At 69.3% G+C, this 13,826-nt stretch carries 12 protein-coding genes; 3 read left to right on the top strand and 9 right to left on the bottom strand.

Annotated elements, in window-relative coordinates:
• Position 1: 1 nt before the first annotated feature.
• The 6 genes from BDK89_RS20060 to BDK89_RS20035 form a co-directional block, all read right to left on the bottom strand.
• On the bottom strand, positions 2-748 hold the full coding sequence (locus BDK89_RS20060; RefSeq protein ID WP_133870651.1) for an ABC transporter ATP-binding protein: 747 nt from the start codon (positions 746-748) through the stop codon (positions 2-4).
• Between the two features lie 121 nt (positions 749-869).
• Positions 870-1,625 carry a potassium channel family protein gene (locus BDK89_RS20055; protein ID WP_133870650.1) on the bottom strand — a complete coding sequence of 252 codons (756 nt, stop codon included), beginning with the start codon at positions 1,623-1,625 and terminating at the stop codon, positions 870-872.
• A 49-nt stretch (positions 1,626-1,674) separates the two neighbouring features.
• Entirely contained in the window at positions 1,675-2,685 is a 1,011-nt protein-coding gene (locus BDK89_RS20050) for a sodium:calcium antiporter (protein WP_133870649.1), read from the bottom strand.
• Positions 2,686-2,821: 136 nt separating this feature from the next.
• On the bottom strand, positions 2,822-3,514 hold the full coding sequence (locus BDK89_RS20045) for an anti-sigma factor (RefSeq protein ID WP_133870648.1): 693 nt from the start codon (positions 3,512-3,514) through the stop codon (positions 2,822-2,824).
• Entirely contained in the window at positions 3,511-4,119 is a 609-nt protein-coding gene (gene sigK / locus BDK89_RS20040; RefSeq protein ID WP_133870647.1) for an ECF RNA polymerase sigma factor SigK, read from the bottom strand. The genes BDK89_RS20045 and sigK overlap by 4 nt, the downstream gene beginning before the upstream one ends.
• A 191-nt stretch (positions 4,120-4,310) precedes the next feature.
• Positions 4,311-5,357: a 1-aminocyclopropane-1-carboxylate deaminase gene (locus BDK89_RS20035; RefSeq protein WP_133870646.1), complete on the bottom strand. Its 1,047-nt coding sequence runs from the start codon at positions 5,355-5,357 to the stop codon at positions 4,311-4,313.
• 58 nt (positions 5,358-5,415) lie between these two features.
• On the opposite strand from BDK89_RS20035, the gene BDK89_RS20030 reads away from it, so the two are divergent.
• The 3 genes from BDK89_RS20030 to BDK89_RS20020 all read left to right on the top strand — a co-directional run bounded on the left by BDK89_RS20030 (position 5,416) and on the right by BDK89_RS20020 (position 9,800).
• Positions 5,416-6,024 carry a GntR family transcriptional regulator gene (locus tag BDK89_RS20030; RefSeq protein ID WP_166657719.1) on the top strand — a complete coding sequence of 203 codons (609 nt, stop codon included), beginning with the start codon at positions 5,416-5,418 and terminating at the stop codon, positions 6,022-6,024.
• Positions 6,025-6,139: 115 nt separating this feature from the next.
• Positions 6,140-8,470: a transketolase-like TK C-terminal-containing protein gene (locus BDK89_RS20025; protein ID WP_133870644.1), complete on the top strand. Its 2,331-nt coding sequence runs from the start codon at positions 6,140-6,142 to the stop codon at positions 8,468-8,470.
• 217 nt (positions 8,471-8,687) lie between these two features.
• Positions 8,688-9,800 carry a hypothetical protein gene (locus BDK89_RS20020; protein ID WP_133870643.1) on the top strand — a complete coding sequence of 371 codons (1,113 nt, stop codon included), beginning with the start codon at positions 8,688-8,690 and terminating at the stop codon, positions 9,798-9,800.
• 6 nt (positions 9,801-9,806) lie between these two features.
• On the opposite strand, the gene BDK89_RS20015 is transcribed toward BDK89_RS20020, so the two are convergent.
• From BDK89_RS20015 to BDK89_RS20005, 3 genes are all read right to left on the bottom strand, one after another.
• Positions 9,807-10,046, bottom strand: a complete 240-nt coding sequence (locus tag BDK89_RS20015; protein WP_133870642.1) for a hypothetical protein — start codon at positions 10,044-10,046, stop codon at positions 9,807-9,809.
• A gap of 174 nt (positions 10,047-10,220) precedes the next feature.
• A complete protein-coding gene (locus tag BDK89_RS20010) occupies positions 10,221-12,449 on the bottom strand; it encodes an MMPL family transporter (RefSeq protein WP_133870641.1) in 2,229 nt (742 codons plus the stop codon).
• A gap of 142 nt (positions 12,450-12,591) precedes the next feature.
• Complete coding sequence (locus tag BDK89_RS20005; protein WP_133870640.1) at positions 12,592-13,758, bottom strand: CapA family protein; 1,167 nt, start codon at positions 13,756-13,758, stop codon at positions 12,592-12,594.
• Positions 13,759-13,826: the final 68 nt, after the last annotated feature.

Here is a 13,826-nt window from a genome sequence, read left to right as displayed (position 1 = left end):
GTCAGGCCTCGAACCGCTTCATTCGGTCGAGCACCCGATCGGTCGTGGGGTCGGCCATCGAGTCGATGATCTGTCCGTCGGCCAGGAACAACACGTTGTTCGAGTACGACGCAGCGTGTGGATCGTGGGTGACCATCACGATCGTCTGCCCGGTCTCGTCGACCGCCCGTCTCATGAACGACAGGATCTCGATGCCGGTGCGGGAGTCGAGGGCTCCGGTCGGCTCGTCGGCGAACACGATGTCGGGCCTCGGCACGAGTGCACGGGCCACCGCGACCCGTTGCTGCTGGCCGCCCGACAGCTGGCTCGGCAGGTTGCCGAGTCGGTCGGTCAGGTTCACCGTGCGGACGATCTGGTCGAACCACTCACGGTCGGGATCCTCGCCGGCGAGGGTGAGCGGCAAGAGGATGTTCTCCTCGGCCGTCAACGTCGGGATGAGGTTGTACTGCTGGAAGATGAAACCCAATCGGTCGCGGCGCAGCAGCGTGAGGTCGGTCTTCGAGAGTGTCGACAGCTCGGTGTCGCCGATGAACGCCTGGCCGGACGTGAGCCGGTCGAGGCCGGCCACGCACTGCATGAGTGTGCTCTTCCCCGAACCCGACGGGCCCATGATCGCCGTGAACTCCTGTGCAGGGAAATCGACCGTGACCCCGGCGAGTGCGTGGACCGCCGCGTCACCTTCCCCGTACGTCTTGCGAGCGTCGACGGCTCTCGCCGCGACACTCGATGCCACTGCGGTCTCGGTCATGACGACCTCCCCTGTACCTGCGGCCGAAACCGCTCCCCGCCCAGCAACCTAGTGCAGTTCGGGACGGCGCCGAGACAGTCGGTGCTCGCCCGAACACCGACGGCGTTTCGTTCCGGGAGGTTCAGTCGTCGCGTTGCTGGATCAGGAGGCCGACGACCATGGCGACGAACGTGACGAGGTACACCTGGCCGAGCACCGCCTCCGATGTCGCGAGCAGGCCCCCGACCGGGTTGTCGGGCGACAGGTCGCCGTAGCCGAGCGTGGTGATCGTCACCAGGCTGAAGTACATGAACTCCCACGATGCGATCGTCCGCTCTTGGGCGAAGAAGCTGTCGTCGGTCAACGCGTCGACGTACAGGTAGAGGTAGCAGAAGGCGATCGCGATCAGGAGGTAGGCGGCGATCGCTCCGGCGAGGGTCCGCACCGTCACGGTCCGGTGTGCGATCAGCCGGTGGATGACCGCGAACGGGGTGATCACCGCGATCAGCACCCACAACGGCGACGGCCGGTCGGGTTGCCAGGCCGAGGCCTCGAGCTTGCCGGCCTGTTCGAGCGCGAGGCTGATCACGCTCGTGACGAAGGCGAGCACGACCATCGCCTCGGCGATCCGGCGGCCCCGGCGCGCAACGCCGGCGGAACGGAACCCGAGCACGAGGGTGATCCCCGTCACGGTCGACAAGATGATCGAGAAGATGCCGCGGGCGAGGGTGTTCTCGATCGCGTGGACGTCGATGAGCGAGAGCGCCACGACCGAGGCGACCGTGAGGGCGAGCAGCGACCCGAATCGATCGAGGCTTGGCGACGTCTCGTCGAAGAACCGGCTCTCGATCCGCCGCGACACCCGCTCGGTGCGCCCCGGCCCTGCTTCGTCCACCATCGCCAGGCGAACGTACCAGTTGCCACCATCCGTGGTCGGCCGAGCGTCGTCACATGGTGACGAGGGCGGCGACGCCGATGCCGTAGGTGCCGAGGATGGCGACGCCTTCGAAGCCGATCCCGCGTCGTTCGCGGGTGAGGAGACCGGCGATCAGCATGGCGGTCAGCACCACGGTGAGGGCCATCACGAACAACGCCTGCTGATCGGCAGCCCGGTACACCGAGCCGCCGCGGAACGCGATGTCGGCCGCGGCGACGAACAACACGTCGAAGGTGTTGCCGCCCACGATGTTCGACACGCCGAGTGTCAGTGCGCCGATCCGCACAGCGGTCAACACGGTGACCAGCTCGGGCAGGCTCGTCACCACGCTCGTGAACAAGGCGCCGACGACCGAGCCCGACAGTCCCGACTCGCGGGCGATCGTCAGGCCGCTCTGACCGATCGCGTATCCCACGACCGCGACGACGGCCGCCAAGCCGGCGAACCAGGTCCACAGGCTCGACAGCGACGCGCCGCCGTCGTCGAGTTCGGGCTCGTCCTCGACCGTCTCGTCGGTCGGGTGCGGGTTCCACATGGGCGACTCGCGCGCCCGGCGAACCAGCCCGAGGCCGTAGACGTACACCAACACGAGCGCCGGTGTGGCGGGGCTGATGCCGAACCATTCGACATCGGGCCCGACGGTCGCCAGCAGCACCACGCCCACCAGCGCGATCAGGATCGCAGCCTGCAAGATGTTGGGGAGCGAGGCCGCGGCGTGCTCGAGGTTGGTGCGTCGGTAGATGAGGTCGGCGAGTACGAGGAACGTCGTCTGCGCAGCGATCCCACCCAGCGCATTGCTCAGGGCGAACCCGGCGTCACCCTCGGCAGCGCCGGTGATGGTGGTGATGAGGCCGGGCATCGACGTCGCAGCTCCGAGCAGGACGGCGCCGGCGAGCGCCTCACCGAGGTGCGTCCGGTCGGCCAGTTCGTCGACCACCTTGGTGAACTTCACCCCGGCCGTGAGCAGGACGACGCCACCGACGACGAGCACGAGGACAGCAACCGGCAACGAGTCGAACACTCGTCGACCGTTCCCACTGGTGGCGAGCCTCAACCCACCGATCGTTTCGAACCAGAAGGGGTCAGGCACCTTCTGGCAGGCGACCTGGCGTCGGCTCGACCTGGTTGGCCAGAAGGTGCCTGACCCCTTCTGAGCCTCAGACTTCGGCGAAGTACAAGATGTCGCCGGTGGGGGCGGGGGATCCGCCCTCGGGCTCGTTCGTGATGCCCCACGCGGCGGGCGAGGTGGCGTCCGGATCGAGATCGAACACCGACTCGACACTGCCGTCGTCGGGAGTGAACAACCCGGCCGGGAGCGGACCGTCCTCGACGATCGCCCACAACTCGTACTCCCGACCGTCGCCCGGGTCGGCCAGCCCGTCGCCGAGCAGGACCGCCTGGCCGAGCTCGGTCGACCAGACGACACGCACCGAACCGTCGGTGCCCTCGAGCGGGGTCGTGATCGCGTCGGGTGCGCTGAGCACGACGTCGGCGTCGGAACTGCGGTCGATCACCGACAGCACGATCGCCGCGCCGGCGATCAGCCCGATGACCGCCGCAGCGACAGCCAGCAGGACGCCGGATCGTTGGCGCCGCGCCTGGTCGAGTTGGCGAACCGCCGGTCGCTCCTGGCGGGTCTGGGCGATGTCGGACAGGACGGCATCACGGAGGCCCGATGGCGGGGTCGCAGCGGTCGCCGTGGCGAGCTCGCCGGCGACACCGGCGAAGTCGGCGACGTCGGCCCGGCAGGCCTCGCAGCCCTCGAGGTGCGTCTCGAACATGGCGCGCTCGTCGGCATCGAGGGCGTCGAGCGCGTAGGCGGCGGCGAGATGATGAACGTCGTTCGTCATGCCGTCACCTCCAGGTAGTCGCGGAGCTTGATGAGTCCGTCACGTATTCGCGTCTTGACCGTGCCCTCGGGCGTGTCGAGCAGGGTCGCGACTTCACGATACGTGTGCCCGCCGTAGTACGCGAGCGTCACGGCCTCTCGCTGCACCTCGGTCAGCTGGCCGAGCGCTCTCGTCACACGATCGCGGTCGTACTCGGCGGCTGCCTCGTCGGTCACGGTGTCGGCGACGACGTCGCGGTCGGCCGGCGTGTCGCGGGCGTGGCGGTCGTCGCGGGCGCGCGACGACTCTTCCGAGCGCACTCGGTCGACCGCCCGTCGATGGGCGATCGTCGCCGCCCAGGTGGTGGGCGAGCCCCGGTCGGGGTCGTAGCGGGGGGCCTGACGCCACAGTTCGACGAACACTTCCTGGGTGATCTCCTCGGCGAAGGAGCGATTGCGCACGACCCGCAACACGGTGCCGAACACCGTCGGCGAGACGAGATCGTAGAAGCGGGCGAAGGCCTGCTCGTCGCCGCGGCCGGCGCCGCGGAGCGCCTCGACGGCCGCAGTTTTCGGGTCGTCCGGTTCGGATGACCGGAGCAGGCGGAGACGTGGCACGTCTCCCATCGTCGCACGTCCGTCATCTGCCACGGCATATCCCCAATTCGGGTGACGCAGGACCTGAGCGTTCATCGGCCCGCTCCGGAGGCCACCCGCGCGCCGCCGAGGCCGCGTGGGCGGGTGCGCCTCACGGGGTCGACGGCGGCACGACGGGTGGTCATGCCAGGGATTCGGAGCCGTCCGGAGGACGGATGGGGTCAGTGCGAGAGTTCGCGTTCGGGGGCACCGAGACCGGGGAATCCGGCGTAGGCGGGGAGTGCGGGCTGGCCGCCGAGGTGGGCGTACAGCACCCGTGATCCCGGTTCGATCTCTCCGGATCGGATCATCCCGATGAGGCCCGCCATCGACTTGCCCTCGTACACGGGGTCGGTCAGCACGCCCTCGGTGCGGGCGACCAGCTGGATCGCCTCCACGGTGCCTCGGTCGGGCACGCCGTAGGCCGGACCCTCGTAGCCGGGCACGACGGTGATCTCGTCGTCGCGCAGTGAACGGCCGACGCCGATCCGGTCGGCGGTCTGCGTGGCGATGCGGGTCACCTGGTCGATGGTTTGTTCGAGTGTTCCCGATGCGTCGATGCCGATCACGCGCCGATCGTCACGGTCTTCGAGCGCGAAGCCGGCGATCATGCCGGCGTGCGTCGAGCCCGTCACGGTGCAGACGACGACGGTGTCGAAGAACGTGTCGTGCTCGACTTCTTGGGCGGCGACCTCGCGCGCCCAGTTCGCGAAGCCGAGCCCGCCGAGCGGATGGTCGGAGGCACCGGCCGGGATCGCGTAGGGCGTGCCGCCCGACTCGCGAACCGAGTCGAGTGCCCGGGTCCACGAATCGCGGTAGCCGATGTCGAAGCCGGCAGGGTCGATGCGCGGGTCGCCACCCATGATGCGAGTGAGCTGGATGTTGCCGACCCGGTCGTAACACATGTCGTTGTAGTCGACCCACCCCTCCTGCACCGTCACGGCCTTCAGGCCGAGCTTGCAGGCCACACCGGTGACCTGGCGGGTGTGGTTCGACTGGATACCACCGATCGACACGAGGGTGTCGCAGCCCGTGTCGATCGCGTCGGCAACGAGGTACTCGAGTTTGCGGACCTTGTTGCCCCCGAACGCGATGCCCGAGTTGCAGTCCTCGCGCTTGGCCCAGATCTCGACCTGGCCGCCGAGTGCCTCCGACAGGCGCGGCAGGGGGTGGACGGGGGAGGGGCCGAACAGCAGCGGTTCGCGGCGGAAGTCGTCGAGGCTCGTCATGGTGGGTTCTCCGATTCGAAGTGGCGGGGGATCCCATAATCGTATACGATCACACTCGATGTCAACCGTCGACCGCGTGCAACACGAACTCATGGGCGAACTCCTGCGCGGCGAACTCGCGCCCGGTCTCCGCCTCGGACAAGACGAGGTCGCCGACCGCCTCGGCGTCAGCAAGATCCCCGTCCGCGAGGCCCTCCAACGGCTCGCCGCACTGGGCCTCTTGCGGTTCGAGACCAACCGGGGCGCGTTCGTCCCCCGGCTCACCGTCGCCGACGCCGTCGAGAACTACGCGCTCCGTCGGGCACTCGAACCGCAGCTCCTCGAACGTGCCGTCGACCGGCTGTCACTGGTCGACCTCGCCGAAGCCGAGCAGGCGCTGGTCGACGACGCCGGCACCGCCGACACCAACTGGCGGTTCCACCGCGCGCTGTACCGGGCCGCCGACTGGCGGCGAGGCCTGGCCATGGTCGAGATCCTCCACGCCGCGGTCGCCCCGTACGTCGTGCTCTACACCGACGCGCTCGGCGGCGCCGACGACTCCGACGACGAACACACTCGCCTGCTCGACGCATGCCGACGGCGGGATGCGCCTGCGGCGCTCGGCCTCCTGCACATCCATCTCGAGCGAGCGGAACGTACCCTGGTCGCGTCCCTGGAGGTCGGCTGATGTCGCACCAGTCGGTTGGGGTCAGACCCCAACCGACCTGGGGCAGGTTCGTGTCGAGCAAGACCAGTCGGTTGGGGTCTGACCCCAACCGACGGAGCGTGAGCAGGAGGGGAACGTGAACGACATCGAGACGTTGCAGGAGGTCGAGCGGCGGGTGCTGTGGCTCGCGACCCGGATCGTCGACGCCGCCAATCGGCGGGGTGAGAGCGACATCAAGGTCGGCGGCCACCAGGCGTCGTGCGCCTCGATGGTGTCGATCATGACCGCGCTCTGGTTCGGGCACATCGGCGGCGCCGACAAGGTCGCCGTCAAGCCGCACGCCTCGCCCGTCTACCACGCGATCAAGTACCTGACCGGCGAACTCGACCGCTCGTACCTCACCACCCTCCGCCAGCGCGGTGGGCTGCAGGCCTACCCGTCCCGCACGAAAGACCCCGACGTCTCCGACTTCTCGACCGGCTCCGTCGGACTCGGCGCCGTCGCCCCGCTGTTCTCCGCCCTCACCCGCCGCTACGTCGACGACCACTTCGGTGAACGCCCCGACGCCCGCTTCATCGCGCTCGTCGGCGACGCCGAACTCGACGAGGGGAACGTCTGGGAAGCCATCGCCGATCCGGCCACCCAAGGACTCGGCAACTTCACGATGGTGGTCGACCTCAACCGCCAGAGTCTCGACCGCGTCATCCCCGACATCGCCGCCACGCGCCTCAAGCACTTCTTCGCCGATGCCGGTTGGCACGTCGCCGAGGCCAAGTACGGCAAACGGCTCCAGGACGCGTTCGCCGGACCCGACGGCGAAGCGCTGCGCGACCACATCGACGCGATGTCGAACGAGGCATACCAGTCGCTGTTCGCGCTCGACGGCGACGCCCTGCGCACGAAGTTCCTGGCGAACGCCGATGGTGCCGTGCAACGCCTCGCCGAACGCCACGACGACGCTGCACTCAAGACACTCGTCACCGATCTCGGCGGCCACGACCTCTCCCTCCTGCTCGACACGTTCGCCGAGTGCGACCGTCACCCGAACCAGCCGTCGGTCGTGTTCGCCTACACGATCAAGGGGTACGGCCTGCCGATCGCCGGCGACCCGCTCAACCACGCTGCGCTGCTGTCGTCCGACCAGATCGACGCCGTGCGCTCCGACATGGGGCTCGACGAGTCGAACGAGTGGGATCGGTTCGCGCCCGACTCCGCCCCCGGCAGGCTCTGCGCCTCGGTCGGCAGCGACATCAACAACCCGGCACCCGTGCCGCGCGCCCGGCCCGCCGTGCCGGAGTCGGCGCGGCCGGCCGTGACGAACGGAACGGTCTCGACACAGGAGGCGTTCGGGCGCGTGCTCGCCTCGCTCGCCGACGTCGGGGGTCTCGGTGAACGCATCGTCACCACCGCACCCGACGTCTCGATCTCGACGAACCTCGGTGGCTGGATCAACAAGACCGGCGTGTACTCCCACGTCGAACGCGACGATCACGGCGGCGCCGACCGACTCCTCAAGTGGGCACCGGCACCCACCGGTCGCCACATCGAACTCGGCATCAGCGAGATGAACCTGTTCATGCTGCTCGGCCAGCTCGGGCTGAGCCACGACCACCACGACGAGCAGCTCTTCCCGATCGGCACCGTCTACGACCCGTTCGTGCTGCGCGGCCTCGATGCCTTCGTCTACGGCCTCTACAACGCGTCTCGCTTCATCGTGACCGGCACACCGTCCGGCGTGACGCTCGCACCGGAAGGTGGCGCACACCAGTCGACGATCACGGCGTCGGTGGGCGCCGAACTGCCCGGCCTGCACTACGCGGAGCCCGCCTACGCGACCGAGGTCGATTGGCTGCTGTGCGACGCGATCGACGCACTCGCCCGACCCGACGGCGAGAGTACCTATCTCCGGCTCTCGACCCGTCCGCTCGACCAGGCACCGTTCGCCGAAGCGCTCGAGCGCTACGGCGACGAGGTGCTGCGCAAGCTCGTCATCGCCGGCGGGTACCGGTTGCGCGACGTGGCCGCCGACGATCGTCCCGGCGTCACCATCGTGACCACCGGAGCGATGGCACCCGAGGCACTGGCCGCTGCCGACGAACTCGACTCGGAGGGGGTGGCCGCCACCGTCGTGCACCTGACGAGCCCCGACCGCGTCTACCGCAGCTGGCGCGCCGCCTACGCCGAGACCGTTCGATCGGCGCGGGTGGTGCGCGTACCGAGCCAGCTGCACCGACTGGTGCCGCCGGCCGAGCGGCGCCGACCCATCGTCAGCGTGCACGACGCGGCAAGTCACAGCCTGGCGTGGATCGGGTCGGCGCTCGGCGTGCCGCAGTACGCCTTGGGCGTCGACCGGTTCGGCGAGTCGGGCACCATCGCCGACCTCCACGACGCCACCGGCATCTCCGCCGGCAGCATCGTCAACGCCGCCCTCATCGCCATCGGCGACCACGACCTCGCCGAATGGTGACCGCGCCATCGGGTCAGGTGTCGGAGGTGACGGCGAGGAACGAGCCGTTACCGTCGATCACCTGACCCGGGGTGGGTGCGCGAATCCGAGCGCTCGAGCTGCTCGGTCAACCCGAGGACCCCGGAGTCAGGTGACCGCCGGTGACGCCTGACCCGCGTTGCCGCGTCGGGCGAATCCGGCGCGTCGGTCCGGGCCGGGCGTCTACGGTGGCGTGGCCATGGGGTTCGTAGGGCAACCGATCGTCGGTCGTGACCGGCCGTTCGAGGTCGATCCGGCGCGGTTCGACCACTTCCAGCTCGGGGAGGGGAAACCGGTCGCCGCCGACGAACTCGTGCGCGACCCGGCGTGGACGCTGTACACGATCGACCCCGATCACGACCGGGCGATGCTCGTCCGGCTCCCCGACGGACTCGACCTCACCGCCCAACCGTTCGCATTCGTCGCCCAATTCGACCACGCGACCGACGCCGTCGTCCTCCCCCTCGACGATCTCGCGCGCCTCGCCGACGACCTCCCGCGGCCCGCGACACTCGTTCACCTCTTCAGCACCGGGCGGTGCGGCTCCACGCTTGCGAGCCGGATCTTCGCCGAACTGGACGGGGTGTGGTCACTGTCCGAACCCGACGCGATCGCGCAGCTCGTCGTCCGGCGCGACGAGTACGGCACCCGACGGATGCAGGAGATGCTGCGCGTCGCCACCAGGTGGTCGTTCCGACCGGTCGACCCCCGTCCCGACACGACGTGTGTCCTCAAGTACCGGAGTGAAGCGCTGTTCGACGCGGCCGACTTCGTCACCGCAACGCCCGACAGCACGTCGCTCTTCCTCTACCGCGACGTCGAGGGTTGGGTCGACTCCGGCTACCGCTTCGGACAGAAGCAAGGTGCCGACGTCGGCGAGGGGTCGACGGCGATGCGTGACTTCCTCTGGCACATCCTGTCGGCCGGCGCGCCGCCCGGCGTCGTCGCCGACATCTGCGACCCCGTCGATCCGGCGACGCCGATGGAAACCGCACTCGCAGCATTGTGGGCGATGCGGATCGAGGCGTACCAGGCGGCCGCAGCGACCGGTGTCCCGTTCCATCCGTTCAGCTATCGCGACATCAACCACGATCGGGAAGCGACCGTCGCCCGCTTGCTGCAGGTGCTCGGACACGACAGCCCGAGCAATCGCGAGCGGGCACTGCGCGCCTACGACGTCGACAGCCAGCAGGGGACCGACGGCAACCGCGACGCAGCCGCCGAGCCACTCCCGGCCGACCGGCGACAGCGGGTGCACTCCCTCGTCGCCGACAACGCCCGGATGCGGGCGGCCGTCGACGCGATGCGGTGAGCCGACTCAGGGGCCGGGGCGGAGGGTGCCTCGGCCGTCGGGCCGCTGCGACTCGGCGCCCGGGCCGGCGGGTCGCTCCCGCACCTCGCCGGGCTGCTCGCCACGTCCGGACTCGTCCTCGAACGGACGGTCGGTGCCGTGAGAAGCGGCCTGCTCCGGGAACTTGCGGGCCGTCACGAACCACACGACGAACCCGACGACCGCCAGCACGGCGGCAACGACGACGATCCAGGCGATGACACTCATGAACGGTCAGTACCCGCCGCACCCGTCCTCGAACCGGACCGTGCGTGAACCGGCGGAACGAGGTGGCGGCACGCCGCCCAGTGCCCCGGGTCAGGTGACCGTCGGTAACGCCTCGCCCTGGGGGCGAGTCGTCACCTGTGGCACCTGACCCGGGGTGGTTGCGGTTGCTTCGACTCAGACGAGGGCGGGTTCGCGGTCCTCGGTGGGTTCGTCGTCGTCGCCGGTCTGGTCGGCAGCGGCGTCGGCCTCGAGCTGATGCATCAGGCGTTCGCCTTCGATGTCGACGTTCGGCACGATCCGGTCGAGCCAACCCGGCAGCCACCAGGCCGCCTTGTCGAGCAGGGTCATCGCCGCCGGGACGATGATCATGCGGACGATCGTGGCGTCGAGGAACACGGCGACCGCGAGGCCGACACCGAACATCTTGATGATCGGATCGTCGCCGAGCACGAACGCCCCGAAGACCGAGATCATGATGAGGGCGGCAGCCGTGATCACCCGGGCCGACGACGTCAGACCGGCGATCACGCTCTCCTTCGGGTCACCCGTCTTGCTGTACTCCTCACGGATGCGACTCATGATGAACACCTCGTAGTCCATCGACAGGCCGAAGAGGATGGCGAACAGCATGATCGGCATGAAGCTGATGATCGGCACCGTCGTGTCGAGCCCGATCAGCTCCTGCATCCAACCCCACTGGAACACCGCCACGACCACGCCGAAGCTCGACACGATCGACAGCAGGATCGCCAGCGACGCCTTGAGCGGCACGAGCAGCGAACGGAACGCCACGAGCAGCAACAGGAACGTCAGGCCGAGCACGACGAGCATGAACGTCGGCAGGGCGTCGCTCATCTTCTGCGACACGTCGATCATCGCGGCGGTCGACCCGGTCAGGGCGATCGACGTGTCGGTCGACTCGGCGATCTCCGGAAACACGTCCGAACGGAGACTGTCCACGAGGTCTTCGGTCGCGGCGTCGGCCGGGCCGGTGCTCGGGATCGCCGACAGCACGGCGGTGTCGCCGGCCTCGTTGAACGACGGCGGCGTCACGGCCACGACACCATCGGTCGCTGCGATCGCGTCCGAGTAGGTGGCCACGACGGCTTGCGGGTCGTCCGACCTGGCGGCGTCCACGACCACGGTGAGCGGGCCGTTGAAACCGGGGCCGAAGCCCTCGGCGAGCAGGTCGTACGCCTGATGCTCGGTCGTGTCCTCCGGTCGGGTGCCGGCGTCGGGCATACCGAGTCGCATGTCGAGCATCGGTGCGGCGAGCAACAGCATGAACGCCAGCGCACCGGTCAACCACAGGCCCGGCCGGGCCGTCACCTTGCGGGCCCAACGGGCGCCGAACGTGGCGTGATCGACCTCGCTGGTGCGGGTCTTGGTGAACGGCGCCTTCCAGCGGTCGATCTTCGTGCCGCAGAAGCCGAGCAGGGCGGGCAGTAGGGAGACCGCGACGAGCACGGCGATCATGACGACGGCGGCGGTGGCGAAGCCCATGACCGTCAGGAACGGGATGCCGACGACGGCGAGGCCCGAGATGGCGATGACGACGGTGCCGCCGGCGAACACGACGGCCGAACCGGCGGTCGCGTTGGCGCGAGCGGCAGCTTCCTCGACCGACAGGCCCTCGGTCAGGCCCTGGCGATGCCGCGTGACGATGAACAACGCGTAGTCGATGCCCACGGCGAGGCCGATCATCGTGGCGAGCGTCGGAGCGGTCGACGACAGATCCATGAACGCCGACATCAAGGTGATGCCGGTCAGGCCGATGCCGAGGCCGAGCAGTGCCGTGACGAGCGGCAAGCCCATGGCGAGCACCGAACCGAACGCGAACAACAGGACGACCACGGCCACGCCGAGACCGATGATCTCCGACGTGGGTGGGTGCTGCTCGGGGTTCCCCGACACGACCTCGCCGCCGAACTCCACCTGGAGCCCCTGCGACTCACCGATCGCGCCGGTCTCGATCAGATGCTCGACCCCTTCGATGCCCACCTCGGGTGTCTCGAGGTCGTAGCGCACGGTGGCGTAACCGATCGTGCCGTCCTGCGACACGGCGCCCGACGTGAACGGATCGCTGACGAAGATGACCCCGTCGAGCTCCGCCGCCTCGGCGAGGGTGTCGGCGACGGCGTCCTGCGAGTCGATCAGCTGCGAACCGTCTTCCGTGGCGAACACGATCTGGCCCGACGTGCCCGACTGTGAGGGGAAGCGCTCGTCGAGCAGGTCGAACGCCTGCTGCGACTCGGTGCCCGGAATCGTGAACTCGTCGGACGTCTCGCCGCCCGCGGCGACCGAGCCGACGGCGATCGCCACGAAGGCGAGCAGCCAGCCGATCAGCACGAGGCGTCGATTCCGGACCGAGAACTTCCCGAGCCGGTAGAGGAAGGTGGACATGCGCAACTCCAGTTCGCGTTGGGGGGTTTGGGTGGCGTCGGCCATCTGAATCCCCGAACCTTGGAAAACCCTGAGAGAACCCATGAACGGTTCTGGAAATCGCCGTGGGCTCGCCGGAGTGCGACGCCGAGGTCAGACGACGTCAGCCGACGTCGGGGACGACCACGCGCGTGCGCGCAAGGCAGGCCTGCATCTCCGCCCGCAACCCCGCCGGGAGATCGGGCCGGGCGAGTTCGACCGTCGCCGCTCGAACGGTCCGTGCCGCGTACTCGTTGCAGATCGCGATCGAACGTGCGTCGACGTAGAAGTCGCCGCCGCCCATGTCGACGAACTCGACGACGGCGAGGAGACCGTCACCGGTCCGTGGATCGACGTACCGACCAGCGGCCGTCGGACCGCCCATCTCCGACACGAAGTTGCCGAGACTCCACCACACCGGCGTCCGGCCGACGAACCCGAACGGCTGCACGACATGCGGACCGTGCACGAACACTGCGTCGACCTCGACGGCCTGCACGACTGTCGCTACCAGGGAATGGTCGGCGGCGATCGGTGCGGGCAGCATCTCGTGCGTCACGTGCAGGCTGAGCAGGACGATCTCGGCGCCGTCGGCCCGAGCCCGTGCCACCTGCCCGGCGATCACCGACGGATCGCGTGACAGGTTCAGCCGCCACCGCTCCGCAGGCGACACCGTGTTCGACCCGGTCGTGAACGAGACGTGGGCCATGCGGATGCCGTCGACCGTGAAGTGGACCGGCCCGGCCTCGGCGACCGATCGGGCCGTGCCCGCGCTGCCGACCCCGCTGGCAGCGAGCGCCTCGAACGTCGACGCGACGCCACCGGCTCCGACGTCGTACGCGTGGTTCGACGCCGTCGAGCACCGGTCGAACCCGACCGACCGCGCCGCGGCGGCGATCTCGTAGGGAGCGACGAGCAGGTTGCCGCCGTACGGAGACCGCCCGTGGTTGCCGTAGCTGCCGCCGGCGGCTCCGATCGGCAGTTCCATGTGGCAGATCGCGACGTCGGCCGACTCGATCAGTGGGCGGACCGGCGCGAACAGCGGGTCGAAATCGAACCGAGCGCCGGTCGCTGCGCCGTGGGCGGCAGCCACGGTTCGGACTCGCGACTCGGTGAGGATGTCGCCGCCGGCGATCACCGACACCCGGCGTGCCGGACCCGCGGCCCGTTCGGCGACCCGGGAGCCCGAGGCGACCGGACCGGGCCCCGTCGTTGCCGACGCGACGGCAGACGCGATCGCCCCGACCGTCAACGCACACGCGACGGCCGCGCCCGCGCCCCGCTTCCCCATGACGCCACGGTAGTGCCGGCCGCGAACGCCGTCGTGACCGCCGCACCTGTCACGACGGGGTCGGCGTG

Origin of the sequence: Ilumatobacter fluminis (assembly GCF_004364865.1) — a bacterium.
Taxonomy (GTDB): domain Bacteria; phylum Actinomycetota; class Acidimicrobiia; order Acidimicrobiales; family Ilumatobacteraceae; genus Ilumatobacter; species Ilumatobacter fluminis.
This window is presented reverse-complemented; position numbering and strand designations above follow the sequence as displayed.

Excerpts from the sequence above, each read along its gene's own strand:
- BDK89_RS20060 (WP_133870651.1), bottom strand. The coding sequence starts at position 748 with ATGACCGAGACCGCAGTGGCATCGAGTGTCGCGGCGAGAGCCGTCGAC.
- BDK89_RS20055 (WP_133870650.1), bottom strand. The coding sequence starts at position 1,625 with ATGGTGGACGAAGCAGGGCCGGGGCGCACCGAGCGGGTGTCGCGGCGG.
- BDK89_RS20045 (WP_133870648.1), bottom strand. The coding sequence starts at position 3,514 with ATGACGAACGACGTTCATCATCTCGCCGCCGCCTACGCGCTCGACGCC.
- sigK (WP_133870647.1), bottom strand. The coding sequence starts at position 4,119 with ATGGGAGACGTGCCACGTCTCCGCCTGCTCCGGTCATCCGAACCGGAC.
- BDK89_RS20035 (WP_133870646.1), bottom strand. The coding sequence starts at position 5,357 with ATGACGAGCCTCGACGACTTCCGCCGCGAACCGCTGCTGTTCGGCCCC.
- BDK89_RS20030 (WP_166657719.1), top strand. The coding sequence starts at position 5,416 with ATGTCAACCGTCGACCGCGTGCAACACGAACTCATGGGCGAACTCCTG.
- BDK89_RS20020 (WP_133870643.1), top strand. The coding sequence starts at position 8,688 with ATGGGGTTCGTAGGGCAACCGATCGTCGGTCGTGACCGGCCGTTCGAG.
- BDK89_RS20015 (WP_133870642.1), bottom strand. The coding sequence starts at position 10,046 with ATGAGTGTCATCGCCTGGATCGTCGTCGTTGCCGCCGTGCTGGCGGTC.
- BDK89_RS20010 (WP_133870641.1), bottom strand. The coding sequence starts at position 12,449 with ATGTCCACCTTCCTCTACCGGCTCGGGAAGTTCTCGGTCCGGAATCGA.
- BDK89_RS20005 (WP_133870640.1), bottom strand. The coding sequence starts at position 13,758 with ATGGGGAAGCGGGGCGCGGGCGCGGCCGTCGCGTGTGCGTTGACGGTC.